The following is an 18,150-nucleotide window of genomic DNA, read 5'->3' on the forward strand; positions in this document are numbered from 1 at the left end:
ACCTCACGCTTTGGCGATCGCGACCCGCACCCCGTCCCCGATCTCCGAGCCCTCCGGCACCGTCTCTGCGCCTACGAACTCGAAACTGGTGGCCAGGATTTCACCGGCGATGAGGTCTCGGTGGGTACGGGCCCACGGCTCGTACCGGGCCGGAACCGAGATCTGCACCGAGATGCGGTCGGACACCTCAAGGCCGGTCGACTTCCGCAGTTCCTGCAGTTCGCGGATGCGGTCCTTGGCCCAGCCCTCGGCCTCCAGTTCCTCGGTCACCGTGCCGTCGAGCACCACCAGGCCCGCGCCGTCGGGAAGGGCCGCGGTCCATTCCGGATCGGCGGCAACCAGTTTGGCGGTGTATTCCTCCGGCTGCAGCACGACCGGCCCGGCGGTCAGGGTGCCGTCGGGATTGACCACGCCCTCCCCCGCCTTGACGGCCTTGATCGCGGCCTGCACGTCCTTGCCGATCCGGGGGCCGGCAACGCGGGCGTTGACGGCGAGCTCGAACTTGCCATAGGCGTCGATGTCGTCGGTCAACTCGACGGCCTTGACATTGAGCTCGTCCGCGATCAGGTCCGCGAACGGTGCGATCGAGGACGGATTAACCGTGTTGTCCAATGCCACAGTCAGTTTCGGCAGCGGCAGGCGCACCCGCAGCTTCTTGGCCTTGCGCAGCGAGGACCCGACCGAGCACACCTCGCGCACCTGGTCCATCGCGGTGACCAGGTCGGCGTCCTTCGACAGCACATCGGCTTCCGGCCAGTCGGTGAGATGCACCGAACGTTCGCCGGTCAGGCCCCGCCAGATCACCTCGGTCGCCAGCGGCAACAGGGGCGCGGCCAGCCTGCAGGTCACCTCGAGCACGGTGTGCAGGGTGTCGATGGCGTCGGCATCCTCCTCCCAGAAGCGCGAACGTGACCGGCGGACATACCAGTTCGTCAGCGCCTCGGTGAACTGCCGCAGCTCGTCGCAGGCACCGGAGATGTCGCACGTGTCCAACGCGGTGGTCAGATCGTCACGCAGCTGAGCCAACTTGGCCAGGATGTAGCGGTCCAGCACGTTGCCCGAGTCGGTCCGCCAGGTGCCCTTCTTCGGCGCGTACAGCGCCAGGAAGCTGTAGGCGTTCCACAACGGCAGCAGCACCTGGCGCACGCCTTCGCGGATGCCCTGTTCGGTGACGATCAGGTTGCCGCCGCGCAGGATCGGCGAGGCCATCAGGAACCAGCGCATCGCGTCGGACCCGTCGCGGTCGAACACCTCGCTGACGTCGGGGTAGTTGCGCAGCGACTTGCTCATCTTCTGACCGTCGTTGCCAAGGACGATCCCGTGCGCCACACAGGTTTTGAAGGCCGGCTTGTCGAACAGTGCGGTGGCCAGTACGTGCATGGTGTAGAACCAGCCGCGGGTCTGGCCGATGTACTCGACGATGAAGTCGCCCGGGAAGTGCGCGTCCTCACCGTTGACGCCGTCGAACCACTCCTGGTTCTCGAACGGGTAATGCACCTGCGCGTACGGCATCGACCCGGAGTCGAACCACACGTCGAACACGTCCTCGATGCGGCGCATCGTGGACCTGCCGGTCGGGTCGTCCGGGTTGGGCCGGGTCAGCTCGTCGATGAACGGCCGGTGCAGATCGGTCGGCCGCACACCGAAGTCGCGCTCGAGCTCGTCGAAGCTGCCGTAGACGTCGATCCGCGGGTAGGCCGGGTCATCGGACTTCCATACCGGAATCGGGCTGCCCCAGTACCGATTTCGCGACACCGACCAGTCGCGGGCATTGGAGAGCCACTTACCGAACTGTCCGTCCTTGACGTGCTCGGGATACCAGGTGATCTGCTGGTTGAGCTCCACCATCCGGTCCCGGAACTCGGTGACCTTGATGAACCACGACGAGACCGCGCGGTAGATCAACGGATTGCGGCACCTCCAGCAGTGCGGGTAGGAGTGCTCGTAAGTCTCGTGGCGCAACAGCACCGCGCCGTTGGCCGCCGCAGGCCCGTCGCCGTTCTTGAGGTCGCGGATGATCTGCGAATTGGCGTCGAAGACGTGCTGGCCCGCGTAATCGGGCACCGTCGCGTCGAATCGGCCCTTCGAGTCGACCGGGGTGACCGCGACGATGTCGGCGGTGTCCGCGGTGGCCTTGTCGTCCTCGCCGTAGGCGGGTGCCATGTGCACGATGCCGGTGCCGTCCTCGGTGCTGACGAAATCAGCGGCCAGCACCTGGAACGAGTTGGGCGCGTCCATGAAGTAGGTGAACGGCGGGAGGTACCGCGTGCCGAGCAGATCCCGCCCGGTGTAGCTGCCGAGAACCTCGGGCTCCTCCCCGAGCTCACGGGCGTACGCCGCGAGCCGAGCCTGGGCCAGGACGTAGCGCCGCCCGTCGGAACCCTGCACCAGGACGTAGTCGATGTCGGGGTTGACGGCGACGGCCTGGTTGGACGGCAACGTCCACGGCGTCGTCGTCCAGATCAACAGGTGCGCACCCTTGAGCGGGCCGTCGGTCACGGTGAAGCCCACGGTGACCGCCGGATCCTGGCGGCTCTGGTAGACGTCGTCGTCCATCCGCAGCTCGTGGTTGGACAACGGGGTCTCGTCGTTCCAGCAGTACGGGAGCACCCGGTTGCCCTCGTAGGCCAGGCCCTTGTCCCACAGCTGTTTGAAGGCCCAGATCACCGATTCCATGAAGGTCGGGTCCAGGGTCTTGTAGTCGTTGTCGAAGTCGACCCACCTGGCCTGGCGGGTGACGTAGGCGCGCCACTCGTCGGTGTACTTGAGCACCGACGCACGGCAGGCCTCGTTGAACTTCTCGATGCCCATCTCTTCGATCTGGGCCTTGTCGGCGATGCCGAGTTGGCGTTGCACCTCGAGTTCGGCGGGCAGACCGTGGGTGTCCCAGCCGAATCGGCGCTCCACCTTGTAACCACGCATGGTGCGGTAGCGCGGCACGATGTCCTTGACATAACCGGTGAGCAGGTGGCCGTAGTGCGGCAGCCCGTTGGCGAAGGGCGGACCGTCGTAGAAGACGTATTCCTCGGCATCCTCACGGCGGGCGATGCTGGCCCGGAAGGTGTCGTCGGCAGCCCAGTAGTCGAGCACCTCAAGTTCCCGCTCCGGGAAGTTGGGTGCGGCCGGCTTGGGGTAACCGGCCGACGTTGACGACTCCGATTGGGCAGTCACTGACGCGTCTCCTGTGCCTATGACGCGGCCGGGCCGCGTCGGGGGCTCCCCCACTCGGGAAGCCGGTGTGTCCAGGCACGGGGACGACGTCGCGCGGGTGCGCAAGCGCCGCGGTACCACCCCGCTTGCGCGCTGCACCGCAGCGCGCCGCTCAACTTCGGGCGATCACGGGCCCACCCGTCCGGTTCTACTGGGCCACGCCGAACCCGAAAGGTCGAATCCGTGGCTGTTCTTCCGAAGGCTCCCCGGTGATGGCCGGATCAGCGCCGATGCGCCCAGTCTAATGAGCGCCGCAAATCATTCGGAAATCAGACCTAACCGGAGGTGACCTCGATCAGGGCCAGCGGAAACTGCTCGGCCAACTCGTCGACCGTGCACCGGTCGAACCTGCGGCTGTCGAACCGCCAGACCAGGCGCATGGTGGTCTCGGTATCGCTGTGGACGTGCAGGGCGAGCGGGTGATCGGACTGCCCCGCCCGCGGCCCGTCGCCGTACGCGAAGCTCATGTCCGCCGCCGGGTGGTCGCCGGTGTCGACACCCGGGCGTGCCGCCGCCAGCAGTTCAGGCCCCGACAGGCCGCGATGCGACACGCAGGGCACCCCGACGCGGCGATACCCGGCCCGCTCGGGACCGCTCACCACGTCGACGGTCAACACGCCCTCACCGATCGTGCGGGCGACGGTCCGGGCCAGGGCGGCCAGCAGCAGTTCCTCGGCCGTGCAGCCCAACGCGACCCGGGCGCCGTGCAACTCCTCGTACAACACGTCGTCGAGCTCACCGGCCACCATTGCCATATCCGAGGCGGCCGGCGGACCGACCGTGGCGTAGTCGGCGATCCACGAACCGGTGCCATATGCGTCGGGCAGGACGGAAACAGACATGTCTGTAACGGTAGCCAGCGTCTCCCAAAAATGGGAGAGCTGTGCCAAAAGTCTGACAGCATTGTCAATAACGCCATTGCTGGCTTTGCTGCGGTTCGCTGTGACCAACTGCGGGCTGTAGGTCTATGGTGTTCAGATGCCGCGAACCGACGAGAACGGCAGGCAGCTCAAGGCCCTGCTCGACTATCTGCTGGACGGCGAGGTCGACGCCAAGGCCGTGTACAGCGCGCTGGGAGTATCCAGCAGCACGTACTACCGGCGCGTGAAAGAAGCCGATTACCCCAATGCCGAGGAATTGCGGCAGGTGGCCGACCGCTTCCACCTCAGCTATCCGGACCTCCAGATCCGGTTCGGGCTGATGAGTCGCCAGGAAGTCTGGCACTACATGGAGTCGTCACCGGTGACCGTTGCTCCGGTGGACACCGCCACCCGTGTCCGCCCGTCGATCCATCGGCCCAGGAAACTGTCCGAACTGACCCCACGAGCCGACGCGCCCCCGCTGTAGCCAGCCGGCGCCAGCTATCCGCACCACCGTCCGAGGCCAATTGTCATGTCCATCGCCACGCTCATCGCCATAACACTGGCCTGTATCGCATGGAGCCTGTGGATCAGAAGAGTCACCTGGTCCTGCCGGTGGGAAGTGGCCGCCACTCTGAACATCGCGCTCCAGGGCCTGGCAGTGCTCCTGATGTCACCGTGGGCCTCGGGGACCATCGGGCACGCCCTGTACCAGCTGACCGGTAAGTGGAACGTCGAGGACTACCTCGGCCACGACGCCTACATCGTGGCGGCGTCGGCCATCGTCTACAACTCCCTGGGCCGCCTCCAGGACGACAACGCCATGCAGCGCTCCTTCAAGCAGTACGTCGAGCGCCCGGCCACCATCTGCATCCCGGTGCTGCTGGCCACCTTCTCGATGGGCAACGGCGCGACGGTGTACCGGGCCGACTTCTTCCAGGTGCCCACGGACTTCTGGCTCAGCGTGTACTGGATCCTGCTCTGCGGCACCCTGCTCTACCTGCTGGGCTACGGGGCCCGCGCCATGCTGGTGCTGCGCCGGGACCCGAAGTCCCGCCTGATCGCCAACATCTACCTGTTCGCCTCGGTCAGCGGAATGCTCGCCTGCACGATCCGGATCGTGACGTCGCTGGTGCCGGCACTGCAGCCCATCGAGAACGGGCGACTGGTCTGGGTTTTCGCGTGCGCATGCGGTGCGATCTTCGCGCTGGCATCCGCACATTCCTGGCGGATCAAGACGCGGTGGCTCACCTCGAGCAATCGGTGACCGCCCCCGCGTCATCGCCCGCGGACGCCCACCGGATCGGTCACCGACTGTTCGGAATCTGATAGGTCACCCGGTGCGCCGGCCGGCTCCGTGTCTGCGCCGGCATCGTGCACATCGGATGCCTCGGTGCCTTCGGAACCATCCTGGCCGTGACCGACAGCCTCTTGTTCGCCGGGACGGGTCGCGGCATGGCGGGCATGCGGAGGTTTCAACGGCCACCAGTTGAGCTTCCCGATCAGAACGGCCGCTGCCGGAACGGTGATCGTACGAACCAGGAACGTGTCGAGCAGAAGTCCGACGCCGATGATGAAACCGATTTCGACGATGCTGGCAATGCTGCTCACCGTCAGCGCCAGCATCGAAGCGGCGAAGATCAGACCGGCAGAGGTGATGACCCCGCCCGTGGCCCCCACCGTCTTGATGACGCCGGACCTGATGCCCAGCCGCGATTCGTCCCGGATCCGCGATATGAGCAGCAGGTTGTAATCGGCACCAACGGCGACAAGCACCAGGAACGCCATTCCCGGCACACTCCACGACAGTTCTCGCCCCAGGATGAACTGGAACAGCAAGACCCCGATGCCGAGGGCGGACAGGTAGGACAACACAACCGATAGCACCAGATACAGCGGGGCCACCACCGCCCGCAACAGGGCCACCAGGATCAGGAACACCACGATCAACGTGATGCACACGATGTAGCGGATGTCCGCGTTGTAGAAACCGCGGATGTCACGGTTCACCGCCGAGAACCCGACCATCGAGATCTCCGCGTCCGACAACGTCGTGTTCGGCTTCGCGCTGTTCGCGGTCGCGATGATTTGATCGATCTGATCCATCGCCTCGCTGCCGAAGGGGTTCAGGGCAGTCTGGACGAGGTAGCGCACCGTGTGCCCGTCATCCGAAACAAACAGTTTCGCCGCCTTCTCGAACTCCGTCTGGGTGAGCACTTCCGGCGGAATGTAAAAGCCCGACATGGGCGGATTCGCCGCATCCCGCTTCATCCCGAGCAGGAACCCTGATGCCTGGTCCAGCCCGCCCCCCATGGTCCGGGTCTGGTCGACGAGCAACTGCACGCCGTCAGCGAGTTGGCGACTCGAATCCGCCAGGAGGTTCGCCCCCTCGACCGCGGTGTTGATCTGCCGCTGCAGTCCCTGCGGATCGTCCATGCCCAACTGCTGAAGTGCGTTGGTTGCCGTGCTCATCGTCGACTCGAGCTGGCGAACCGTGTCGTCGAGGGTCGAGCTGCCGTCCGTGGACTCCAGCTGCTTGCTGAGGTCGGCGATCGTGTTGGCCGTGCCGTCGTCATAGGCAGCGACGACGCGCTGCAGATCTGAGCGCGACGACACACAGGCCGGATCGAGGTTGCAGGCGGGACTGACGTTGAGGGCATCGACGGCAGGCTTGGCCCAGTCGTGGATGGCCTTGGCCTGGCTCACGTTCTTCCTCAGCGCATCACCGAGGGCACGCATGTTGCCGACCAGGCTCGACGTCGAATCGACGTCGGTGAGTGTCTTGGAGCCACCGAAGCGCTTCTGCATCTGCGTCAACGCACCCACCAGACCGCGAACCGAACCGATCGCCCCGACAACCTGGGTGCGTACCTGGCCCAACACGTCGGCGAGTTGATGCGCGCCGCCGCTCAGCATGTCGAGGTTGGCGTTGTTCTCCTCGATGAGGTTGGACGCGTCCCGGAGTTTCCCGCCCACCTCACCGGCCTGATAGGTGGCCTTCGCCTGCTCGAGCACCTCTCCGGTCGGCCGGGTGATACCACGCACCACGTCGATGTCGGGGAGCTGGCTGACGCGCTGGGCCATCTGCTCCATGTCGGCGAGCGCCTTCGGCGTGCGCAGATCCTGCGGAGATTCGATGAGAATGAACTGCTGCAGTGTCTGGCTGATCGGGAAATGCTTGTCCATCGCCTCGTAACCGCGGTTACTGGAGGAGTCGGCCGGCAGCGCCTTACGGTCGTCGTAGTTGAACTTCACCATCGCCGCACATCCGGCGAGCGCGACCAGGATCACCAGGCTGCCCGCCAGGTGTGCCAACGGCCGCCGCACCACGTGGATGCCCGACCGGCGCCAGAACCTTCCGGTCACGTCGCGGCGGGGCTTGACCCACCCGCGGCGACCGGCGAGTGTGATCAGCGACGGGAGCAGTGTCACCGAGGCCAGGAAACCGATGAAGACCGTGACGGCCAGCGCCGGCCCGACCGTCGAGAAGGCGCCCAGCTTGGTGAACATCAAGCCCAGGAACGTGATCGCGACAGTCGCTGCCGATCCGGCTATCACCTCACCGATCGAGCTCAGCGCGCTGACGATGGACACGTCGGAACTCATCCCGTCGCGCGTCAACTCCTGATAGCGGCTGAAGAGGAACACCGCGTAGTCCGTCCCGGCGCCCATCAGCATGCCGGTCATCAGCACGATCGTCTGCGGCCCGAGCCCGAGCCCCAATTCGCCGAGGGCCGCCACCACCTGTTGGGCAACGACCATGGATATGCCGATGGTGATCAGCGGGATCAGCATCGCGACCAGGTTCCGGTACACGATGATCAAGATCGTCAGCACCATGACCACGGTGGCGATCTCGATGATGTGCTGATCACGCGCACCAATCTTGTCGATGTCGTCGAACGTCGCCGCGGCGCCGACGACATTCACCGCGAGGCCCGAATTCTGGGTGGCCTCGTTGACGGTTTTGATCGCGCTGCGATATGCCTCCTGGCCCGGCCCGGTCCCCATCGTCCCGGACAGACTCACCGGCAAGGTCCAGGCTTTCTGGTCCTTGCTCGTCATCGCCTCGCGCAGCTCGGGAATGTCGACGAAGTTCTGAGTGGACGTCACGGCACTGTTGGCCTTCAACTGAGCGACCAGGTTCCGGTAGGAGTCCTCGTCGGCCGTGGTCAAGCCGTTCTCATTGCTCAGCACGACGACAGCGAAGTTCCCCGCGTCAGCCTCGTGAAATGCGTCCTTCATCTTCTGGCCCGCCACCAGCACCGGTGCATCAGCCGGCAGGAAGTCAGGCGGATTCTTCTGGGCCACCTCCATCAGGGAGGGCACAGCCAGCCACAGTGACAGCGCGAGCAGCACCCAGCTGACGATGATCGTCAACGGACGCCGGACCACCAGCTGACCAAGACCTGCAAATCCCACGCGAGCAAACGCGCCGCGGATCTTGGCGCGGCTCAACATCCCCATAGGCTACACGGCAGATTCACGCAAACGACGGCTACGAACTGCGGTAATGCCTTGCGCCCATCGGATACTGCGACGATGGACGCCGAAGCCGAAGCCCGGCATGCCCGTGGCTAACTCGACAACAGGTGTGTTCACCTCAGCCAACCGGGTGGCCGGCGCTGTCGGGTCGACGAGCCGAGTTGAGCACACCGACAAATGATCTGGGCCTGGCAGGCCATGAACACCGTACAACCGCTAGCGTGTAGCGGAACCAGGGTGTCCGGCGCCCGATCCGACAGCGGGGTGGCAGTGAAGTTCGTCGTGGCAGTCCATGGAACTCGAGGCGATATCGAGCCATGCGCGGCAGTCGGGCTTGCCCTGCGGGAGCGTGGCCACGAAGTCCGGATGGCCGTCCCGCCCAATCTGATCGAGTTCGTCGAGAAGGTCGGACTGGCACCCGCGACGGCCTACGGAGTCGATTCCCAGAAACAACTCGACAACGACGTGTTCCGCAACTTCTGGAAGCCGCAGAACCCGGTCCGAGCCCTGCGAGAAGGCATCGCGTACATCGCCGAAGGCTGGGCGGACATGAACGGCGCGCTGGCGCCACTCGCCCGCGGGGCCGACCTGATCCTGACCGGCACCACGTATCAGGAAGTCGCCGCCAATGTCGCCGAACACCACGACATTCCGTTGGCCGCGCTGCATTACTTCCCGGCCCGCCCCAACAGCCAGATCGTGCCGGTGCCGGTGCCCAAATGGGCGGTCCGGTCAGGGTTCGCCGGCCTCGAATGGGCACTGTGGCGATTGTCCAAGAAGGCCGAAGACGCCCAGCGGCGACAGCTGAACCTTCCGCCCGCCCGGGTCCGTTCGGTGCGGCGCATCGTGGAGAGCGGCGCACTGGAGATTCAGGCCTACGACGAACTCCTCTTTCCCGGCTTGTCAGCGGAATGGGGCGGCACGCGACCGCTCGTCGGGGCGATCACCATGGGTCTGGGCACCGACAACGATGACGAAGTGGCCGCCTGGATCGCCGCCGGCAAGCCACCGATCTACTTCGGATTCGGCAGCATGCCGGTCGAGAACCCTGCCGCCGCAGTTCAGTTGATCTCCGACACGTGCGCCGAACTCGGACAGCGCGCGTTGATCAGTTCGGGCGTGTGGAATCTGGCCGCCAACCGTCAGGCCGACCACGTCAAGGTGGTCGGAGCGGTCAACCACGCCGCGGTTTTCCCGCGCTGCCGCGCCGTTGTCCACCATGGTGGCGCAGGCACCACTGCTGCCGGCCTACGGGCCGGGGTGCCCACCCTGATCCTGTGGGTGGCCGCCGATCAGCCGATCTTCGCCCGGCAGATCAAGCGGCTAGGAGTCGGTACCTCGCAGCCGTTCTCCAGGGTCACTCCCAAGACGCTCCGAGCAGCGCTCCAGACTGTGCTACTACCGGAATGCGCCGCGCGCGCGGCCACTTTGGGCGCCGCCATGACAACGCCGGAAGTCAGTGTCTCGACGGCTGTGCGCCTGCTCGAAGAGACCGCCGCCGCGGGACACCGGTAGGGTCGCCTGCTATGTGGACCACCGTTCTGGCACTTGCCATCGCGGTGAATTTCGATCCGACGCGAATCGGTTTCATCCTCGTCGTGCTGAGCCGGCCCCGGCCGATTCTTCAGTTGGCGGCCTATCTGGCCGGCGGTGTCGCGATGAGCTCGGCGGTCGCCGTTCTCGTGGTGTTCGTGGTCCATCGTGGGTTGTTCAGTGTCCCGGAGATCAACGGCGCGACGGTACAGCTCGCTGTCGGGATATTGGCAGTGCTGCTCGCGGCAGCGCTGGCCAGCAACATCTCCGTCGCCAGCCGGTCCCGCAGCAAGGTTGCGGCCGGCGGTGTGGATCCTCCGCCCGGGGATGGAGGCACAGCCACCCCCGCCAAGAAGACCGGTTGGTTCCAGCGCAAATCGTTCGGCACCGCTCCGTGGGTGTCGGGCGTGATGGGGATCAGCACCGCCTTGCCGTCGGTCGAATACATGGCGCTGCTCGTCGTGATCGGCGCCTCAAGCGTGTCCGCGTGGGGCAAGGCACTCACCCTCGGCATCTATCTTCTGGTCGCCAACATCGTGTCGGCGGTGCCCCTGGTCAGCTATGCCCTGGCGCCGGACCGCACGCGCTCGTCGCTCGCCTCGTTCCAGCTCTGGATCCGCGCTCGGCGCCGTCGTGATTTCGCGATGGTGCTGGCCATCGCCGGATGCGTGCTGATCAGTATCGGAATCGCCGGGCGCTGAAGGCTATTCGACGATTCCGGACAGACCGAAATCGGCAAGGCCCGCGGCCACAACCTCACGCAGGGCCTCTTTGGTGTTCGCGGCCCCGACCGTCCATGCGCCGACGCTGATGAAGATCCGTCCGTGCACACGTCCGGACACCAGCGAGACGTATCCGCCGATCCGGTTCAGGGCGCGCGTGGTGATCTGCGGCTCGAGCAACCGCAGCGAGACGAGATCCGCGTCCGTTCCGTCGGGACGGTTCATCGCGGGGTCGAGTTCGCCGATGTTGGAGCAGCCGACGGGGTTGTCGACGGACACCACCATGGCCTCCAGGCGCCGTACCAACGCTTTTGGGGTGAAGGGCGTGAGCGGTAGCGGAGCCATCAACCGCGCGGACAGTTCGCCGGACTCCCCCAGCGCCGATTTCATCGCGCTCCGAACCGGATTCAGGTCGCTGATCACGATGTCCGGATCGGCTTGCATCTTCGCGGCGATCAGCGCATTGGCCCGGGTGTCGCCGTCGGTGCGATCACTGACCGGCCACGACAGGGTGAGCGATCCGTCGCCACCGCCGCGGCCCAGCTTCTGCCCCAGTCGAGCGGCCAGCCCCGCGAACAACGAGTTGCTGGTGCCGCCGAGCGCTCTCGCGCGATCATCCCACCGCTCCAGATCGATGAACACCGCCACCGTCGGCGCCAGAACCGGTACGTCGTCACCGGTGGGTGGCACTTCGGTTGCCGTGTTGAACGACGTTGCCAGATCGGCACGTTCGGCCCGGGCTACTCGCACCGCTGCGACCGCGGCCCTGCCGAGCTCGGGCACCGAGCGAACCGCGGCCCTGACGTCGTCGGCCAGCACCTTCCTGCGCGGCCGCGAACCCGGCTCGGGATAACCCAATTCACGGTTGACGCCGTTCACCGCATCGACGATTGCCAGCGTCATGCCCTGTCCGTCGACAACCGAGTGCGACGCCACCAGGGACACCGCCGCGCCGCCGTCGGTGAAGGGTTGCACGCCGAGATGCCACGCCGGGCCGTGTTCAGGATCGATCGGCAATCGGATCCGTTCGTCGGCCCACCGCCCGACCTCGGCGCGGGCGCACTCCGTGACGGATACGGCGATGTCGGCCGGCCCGGACGAGGCCACCCAACGGTCTCGCCCGAACGGCAACGGTGACCGCTCGATGCGGCGACCCAGCAGGCCCTCGGACAGATTGCGTTGGAATCGGCGGATTCCGTCGAGATCGACCGGTCGATCGTAGATCCAGGTGTACTGCATGAGCGGCCCACGCCCCAGCGCCCGGAAGCTGAGAAACGATGCCTGGTCGATGTAGGCGAGTCGCGAATCCACGTGCGTCGGCAACCGCGCTACGCCGGCTGCAGGCAGTCGTCGAGCCGGTTGAACTGACCGTCCCGGTACTGTTCCACGCACGAAGCGCGTCGGATCTTGCCGCTGGTGGTGATCGGGATCGCACCCCGAGGGACCAGCACGAGATCCGCGGCACTGAGCCCGTAGGCCTGCGAAATCGCGGCCGCCACATCGCGTTTGATGGTCAGCAGGTTCTCCGCGGCCGCTTCTTCGGTATCGCCACGCTTCTTGACCTCGATGATCGCGACGAGTTGCTCGGTACGGTCCTCCTCCACCCCGATCGCCGCGACACGGCCGCCGGTGATCTCCTGAATGGTGGCTTCGATGTCATCGGGATAGTGGTTGCGTCCCCGGACGATCAGCAGGTCCTTGATCCGCCCGATGATGAACAGCTCGCCGTCGGAGATGAAGCCGAGATCACCGGTACGCAGCCACGGTCCCTCCGGCGTGCCCGGCGACGGGTCGGCCAGGGTGGCGCCGAACGTGTACTCGGTCTGTTCGGGCTTCTCCCAGTAGCCGATGCAGTTGTTCTCACCGTGCGACCAGATCTCACCGATGCCACCGGCCGAAACCTCCAGGCGAGTCTCGGGATCCACGATGCGCACCAGCGGTGATTCGGGAGTGCCGTATCCGACCAGTTCGGTGCCCGACCCGGCGGCGCACCGCTCGGCGTGCCCGGCGGACAGCTTCTCGGTCTCGAAGGCCACCACGCTGGGCGGACCAGGCTCACCGGTCGCGACATACAGCGTCGCCTCTGCCAGTCCGTACGACGGACGCAGCACACCCTCGGAGAAGTTGAACTTGCCGAACCGCTGCGCGAAACGCTTCAACGTCGCCTCGTGAACCCGTTCGGCTCCGCTCCATACCGCGATCACATCACCGAGGTCGATGCCGGCGAGGTCCTCATCCGAGGTGCGCCCGACGGCCAGCTCGAAGGCGAAGTTCGGTCCGGCGGTGACGACGCGCGGGTAGCTGCCCATCATCTGGATCCAGCGGGCCGGCCGCGCGAGGAAGGCCAGCGGCGTGGTGAACGCCGTGTGCCAGCCGCCCAGAATCGGTGCGACGACCCCGAGCATGAGACCCATATCGTGGTAGAAGGGCAGCCACGACACCACATTGGTACCCGGCGGCGGAACCTTGCCGAAATGCGGGAAGAAGTCGCACATCATCTGTTCGAAGTTGGCCGTCAGGTTGCGATTGGTCACCATCACACCGGCAGGGGTACGGGTGGAACCCGACGTGTACTGCAGATAGGCAGTCGCCGGACGAGCCTCGCGACTGCTGATCGCCTTCACCCGCGCGTCGAGATCGAGCGTGTCGACCGAAATCACCACGGGTGCGGACGAATCACCCTGTTGGACTGCGTATTCGGCAACCGCCGCACTGGACGGCGAGGTGGTGAGGATCACCGACGGCTGGCAGTCGGTGAGCACCGCCGATACCCGCTCGTCGTGGACCCCGCCCATCGGCACCGACAGCGGCACGGCGATGAACCCGGCCTCCAGTGAGCCCAGGAACGCGATGACGTACTCCAGGCCCTGGGGCGCGAGGATCACCGCACGGTCGCCGACCGATCCGTTCTGCCGGATCTCGTGCGCCAGTCCGCGAACCTTGCGGTACAGCTGCGCCCAGGTCAGCGCGTTCGGAACGCCCTCGGGATCGTGGTCGTAATCCAGGTATGTGTAGGCGATGTCGTCGGGCTGCAGGCTGGCACGCTCCCGCAGCACACCGACCAACGTCGTATCGGTCATCGATTCAGCCTTCCTCAGCTGTTCCAGTCAATTTCGCCGGTGAGATCGAACTCGGCGAGGGTCTTTGCCGTCAACTCGGCCAGCCGCGCCTTCGAATTCTGTTCGCCCGCCTGATATCCGGTGATCCCGATGGACACCTTGCCGCCGACGCGAGAAGACACGAGCACCAGCTGACCGTCGGTGTCCTCCAACTCCTGGCGCGTTGTGCCCTGATCCACGCCACGGAACACGATGTACTCGGCCTCGGTACCGTCAACGCGGGTCACCTCCGATGACAGATCGCCCAGATTCGAACACGACACCGGCAGGTCGGCGTTCCCGAGGAACCCGTCGGCGACCTGCTTGAGGACACGCCTCGGCACCAAGGGGGTCAACGGCAGCAGTTGCAGCGTCTCGTCGGGCACCTCGCGCAATGTCTTGAACGCGTGCCGTATCACCCCGCGAGCACCGGACTGATCGGTCGTCACGGTCATCGGGTCCACCCGTGCGTTGGCAAGCAACATCGCGTTGGCCCGGGTGTCGCCATCGGTGCGGTCGTTGACCGCGATGAGCAGCGTGATGTTGCCGTCGGCAGCGGATCGGCTCATCCGCTCCCCCAGTTTGGCCGCAAAACTCGCCAGCATCGAATAGCTGTTGCCGCCGACGGTTTCGGCGCGTGCATTCCAGTCCACGAGGTCGACGAACACCGAGATCGCCGGCAGTACAACCTGCTCGCCTCCGTCGGGCACCAGTCGTCGGGGCTTAGGGTCCGTCTGTGCACCTGCCTCGGGATCTCGCCGACGCAGCATCTTGACGCCGGTGGCGACGGTGCGGGCCACCTCCGGCACCGCAGCAACGGTATCTCTGAAATCGGCAACGGCCGTGCGTAATCTGCCTCGCGAGCTGGGCATCGGATAGCCGAGGTCGGTCCGTCGGCCGGCGATCGCGTCGGCGACGACCATCACTCCCCCGACGCCGTCACCCAGGCAGTGCGAAACCACCACGGTGACCGCGGTCGAGCCATCGGTCGCCGGCAGCACACCCATGTGCCAACCGGGGCCACGCTCCGGGTCGATCGAAAGTTGCGCGCGCTCGTCGAGCCAGTCGCCGATCTCCGCCCGCGAACGGGGTTCGGCGATGTCGAGCGGCGCCTGGGGCCCCAACGCGGAAACCCAGCGGTATCGGCCGAAGGGCAACGGCGAACGCTCGATACGCCGGCCGAACAGTCCGCCACCGAAATTCTGGTGGAAACGCCGGATCCCGTCGAAGTCGACCGGATGGTCGTAGACCCACGTGCATTGCATGACCTGCACGCGGCCCGTGGCGCGCATCGTCCGCACCGCAGCCTCATCCCACAACGCCAGGCGGTGGTCCGGCGGAGCAGCGGGCGAGCCGAACATCTTTGAGAAAGAGAAAGATCTGCTCATCGGTACCTACTCGATCACACCGGTCAGTTCGAAGTCGGCCAGCACCTTGGCGACCAATTCGTGCAGCCACGGCGTGGAATTCTCCGAACCTGGTTCGTAACCCACCACGCTGAGCGAAACCTTGTTCTCGACCTGGCAGGCGACCACGGTGAGCAGGCCGCAACGCTGTTCGAGGGCTCCTCTGGTGGCGTACCGATCGATTCCCCGGAAGTACATGAAGTCGGCTTCGGTGCCGTCGGCCAGCGCCACGGCCGACGGGACCACCCCCATGTTGGAGCACGACACCGGCAGATCGGCCGCGAAACCGAACACCACATCAGCCATCTTGCGCACCACCCGCTTCGGGATGTACGGAGTCAGCGGAAGTAGCTGCAACGTCTCGTCCGGCACCTCGCGGGCCGTGGCCAGGCCCTGTTTGATCGCCGCGCGGGCGTCGGACAGGTCGGCGGTCACCTTCGAGGGGTCGATCGCGACGTTCACCAGGCGCACAGCGTTGGCCCGGATGTCACGATCCAAGGTGCGATCGTTCTGCGGAATGTTCAGCGTGACCGCGCCGTCTTCGGCCCGGACCCGCCCCATCGATTGAGCAAGCCTCGCGGCGAGTCCGGCTACCAGCGAATAGCTGTTTCCACCAAGAGTTTTGGCCCGCAGATCCCAATCCTCGACGTTGACGTAGGCGGTGACGGCGGGCATGTACACCCGGTCGTCCGCGCCGGCGACGACTCTCGGCCGCGCCGCACCCGAACGTGAGATGTCGCCGCGCCGGCGCCGCGCGAGTTTGGTCGCGGCCACCACGGTGCGGCCCAGTTCGGGAGCGCCCCGCAACGATTCACGCAGATCCGCCCCGATCGCCCGCCACCGGGTACGGGACGACGCCACGGGATGACCGAAGTCGGTCTTGTTGCCGTACACCGCATCGAGAATGGTGAGTATCCCGCCACCACCGTCGCCGAGGCAGTGCGAACCCACCAGGCAGATCGCGGTCGAACCGTCCGTCATCGGCAGCACACCCATGTGCCAACCCGGGCCGTGTTCCGGATCAAGTGGCATCGCCGCGCGCTCGTCCACCCAACGGCCCAGCTCGCCGCGAGCCCTGGGCTCGGCGATGTCCAATTCCGTCTGCGGTCCGGGTGCCGACACCCAGCGATGTCGGCCGAATGGCAACGGCGAGCGTTCGATTCGCCGCCCGAACACGCCGTGGCCGATGCCTTCGTGAAAGCGCCGCAGACCGTCGAAGTCGACCGGTCGCTCGTAGATCCACACGCACTGCATGACGGCTTCCTGGCCGGTGGCACGCAAGCCGAGAAACATCGCCTGGTCTGTGAACGACAGCCGATCCGCTGATCGCGTGATGGCATCTGTCATCGCGCAGGAACCTCCAACATGTTTGTGCTCACGCCGTTTTCAGACCGAGGCCCGCCTCGTCGCCGACCTCCTCAGGGGCAACCACGACATCGTGGCCGTCCACCACGCGCAGGTAGGCAGCCTTCATGGCATCGAGGTACCGAAGAACCGATTCCCGCGCAATCGGATTGCCGGGGAACGCGGCGGTGACGGTCGTGCAGTTCTCGACCCGGTTGACCCACATGCCGACCTGGAAGGCAGAGCGGGAATCGCTGTAGAGAGTGCCGTTCAGTCGTTGCCATTCGGCGATGACGCCGGGCGACAGCAGACCTGCATCCAGGTACGACAGCATCGGCACGCCCGGATCCGCGGTGCGGATGCCACTGTCGGCGGGCGCCAACTCCAGCACCCGCTCGATCGGCACGTGCGCCAGGTCCATCCCGCCGTCGAACGACTGCTGAGCGGCTCGTGCGGCCGCACCGAACGACGCGGTGGGCATCGGGACGGTGATCGGCACCAGCCCGGTGAACCAACCGGTCGTCATGAACTCGGCCTCGTCGCGCCGGGTCGTGGTCGGTGTGATGACCCGGTAGGTGTCCACGCCGGTCAGGGCATATTGCGCCAATGCGCCACAAGCGAATACACCGCCGCTGAACCGGGCTCCGGCGGCGATGCAGGCCTGCTCGAACCGATCGCCCTGCTCCTTGTCGAGCAATTGGATGGTGACGACGTCACCGCTGTGGGGCAACGACGGGTCCCCGAGCGGGAACGGGAACCGCGGCAAGGTTCCGTCGTTCGCCCTCAGGAATGAGATCCACTCCCGCACTTCCGATGAGTCCTGATCGAGACCAGCTGTGTACTTCCGCTGTTCCAGGCAGTATCGGTCGTAGCTGCCGGCTTCGGGCAGCTGCAGCGGCGCGGCGCCATGGACCAGCGCCTGGTACATCATGTGGATCTCGACAAAGGCCAGACCCATGAACATCGCATCCGTGTGGACATGGTCGACGCTGATGTACAGCGTGAAATAGCTGTCCCGCTGGATGATCCCGAACCGGAAGCAGTCCCACTGCCACGGGTCCGGCGTGGCGAGAATGTGCTCACGCCATTGGCTCGCCGACATTTCGCCGTGTTTGGTCGGGACGAACTTGATATCCCGCGGATCGCTGACGGTCCGACGACGAATCGATCCATCGTCGACATACTCGAACCAGCTGTGGAAGGTGTCGTGCCGGCGAAGGTACGCGTTGATCACGTAGGACATCGCGCGGATATCGCAGCGACCCGGCACATCCCACGCGGGGATGTTGAGACGGGCCATGTCGGTGCCCTGCGACCGGTGCTTGCGGAAGGCCAGCAGGTGCTGCTCCTGCTGATAACTCACCGGTACGTCGCTGACCGGAGCTCCGGCCACCTTGGCCACTGATGCCCGCGATGGATTCCACGACACCACTTCGCCGGGCTCGCCCGACCAGTCGTGAATCGGTTTCATCGCAACCACTGAGTATCATCT

At 65.7% G+C, this 18,150-nt stretch carries 12 protein-coding genes; 4 read left to right on the top strand and 8 right to left on the bottom strand.

Going from position 1 to position 18,150, the window contains the following annotated elements:
- Positions 1-3: 3 nt before the first annotated feature.
- Positions 4-3,171, bottom strand: coding sequence for an isoleucine--tRNA ligase (gene ileS / locus ACNQR1_RS22365; protein WP_418047897.1), 3,168 nt, complete (start codon positions 3,169-3,171; stop codon positions 4-6).
- 314 nt (positions 3,172-3,485) lie between these two features.
- Positions 3,486-4,052, bottom strand: a complete 567-nt coding sequence (locus ACNQR1_RS22370) for a hypothetical protein (RefSeq protein ID WP_418047898.1) — start codon at positions 4,050-4,052, stop codon at positions 3,486-3,488.
- 136 nt (positions 4,053-4,188) lie between these two features.
- On the opposite strand from ACNQR1_RS22370, the gene ACNQR1_RS22375 reads away from it, so the two are divergent.
- Both ACNQR1_RS22375 and ACNQR1_RS22380 read left to right on the top strand, forming a co-directional pair.
- Positions 4,189-4,557, top strand: a complete 369-nt coding sequence (locus ACNQR1_RS22375) for an XRE family transcriptional regulator (protein WP_418047899.1) — start codon at positions 4,189-4,191, stop codon at positions 4,555-4,557.
- 45 nt (positions 4,558-4,602) lie between these two features.
- On the top strand, positions 4,603-5,337 hold the full coding sequence (locus ACNQR1_RS22380) for a hypothetical protein (RefSeq protein WP_418047900.1): 735 nt from the start codon (positions 4,603-4,605) through the stop codon (positions 5,335-5,337).
- An 11-nt stretch (positions 5,338-5,348) separates the two neighbouring features.
- Here ACNQR1_RS22380 and ACNQR1_RS22385 read toward each other — a convergent pair whose 3' ends face one another.
- Positions 5,349-8,531, bottom strand: a complete 3,183-nt coding sequence (locus tag ACNQR1_RS22385) for an RND family transporter (protein ID WP_418047901.1) — start codon at positions 8,529-8,531, stop codon at positions 5,349-5,351.
- Between the two features lie 294 nt (positions 8,532-8,825).
- On the opposite strand from ACNQR1_RS22385, the gene ACNQR1_RS22390 reads away from it, so the two are divergent.
- Positions 8,826-10,070, top strand: coding sequence for a glycosyltransferase (locus tag ACNQR1_RS22390; RefSeq protein ID WP_418050453.1), 1,245 nt, complete (start codon positions 8,826-8,828; stop codon positions 10,068-10,070).
- An 11-nt stretch (positions 10,071-10,081) separates the two neighbouring features.
- A complete protein-coding gene (locus tag ACNQR1_RS22395; RefSeq protein WP_418047902.1) occupies positions 10,082-10,789 on the top strand; it encodes a GAP family protein in 708 nt (235 codons plus the stop codon).
- Positions 10,790-10,792: 3 nt separating this feature from the next.
- Here the strand turns inward: ACNQR1_RS22395 and ACNQR1_RS22400 are convergent, their stop codons facing one another.
- Genes ACNQR1_RS22400 through ACNQR1_RS22420 form a run of 5 tightly spaced genes read right to left on the bottom strand, consistent with a single transcriptional unit; the run spans position 10,793 to position 18,138 of the window.
- Complete coding sequence (locus ACNQR1_RS22400; RefSeq protein ID WP_418047903.1) at positions 10,793-12,121, bottom strand: hypothetical protein; 1,329 nt, start codon at positions 12,119-12,121, stop codon at positions 10,793-10,795.
- 17 nt (positions 12,122-12,138) lie between these two features.
- Positions 12,139-13,890, bottom strand: coding sequence for an AMP-binding protein (locus ACNQR1_RS22405; protein WP_418047904.1), 1,752 nt, complete (start codon positions 13,888-13,890; stop codon positions 12,139-12,141).
- 14 nt (positions 13,891-13,904) lie between these two features.
- Positions 13,905-15,296 (bottom strand): hypothetical protein, encoded by a 1,392-nt coding sequence (locus tag ACNQR1_RS22410; RefSeq protein ID WP_418047905.1) that lies wholly within the window; start codon positions 15,294-15,296, stop codon positions 13,905-13,907.
- Positions 15,297-15,302: 6 nt separating this feature from the next.
- A complete protein-coding gene (locus ACNQR1_RS22415) occupies positions 15,303-16,661 on the bottom strand; it encodes a hypothetical protein (protein ID WP_418047906.1) in 1,359 nt (452 codons plus the stop codon).
- Positions 16,662-16,689: 28 nt separating this feature from the next.
- Entirely contained in the window at positions 16,690-18,138 is a 1,449-nt protein-coding gene (locus ACNQR1_RS22420) for a condensation domain-containing protein (RefSeq protein ID WP_418047907.1), read from the bottom strand.
- Positions 18,139-18,150 lie beyond the last annotated feature (12 nt).

Source organism: Mycobacterium sp. 48b, assembly GCF_048282725.1.
GTDB lineage: Bacteria > Actinomycetota > Actinomycetes > Mycobacteriales > Mycobacteriaceae > Mycobacterium.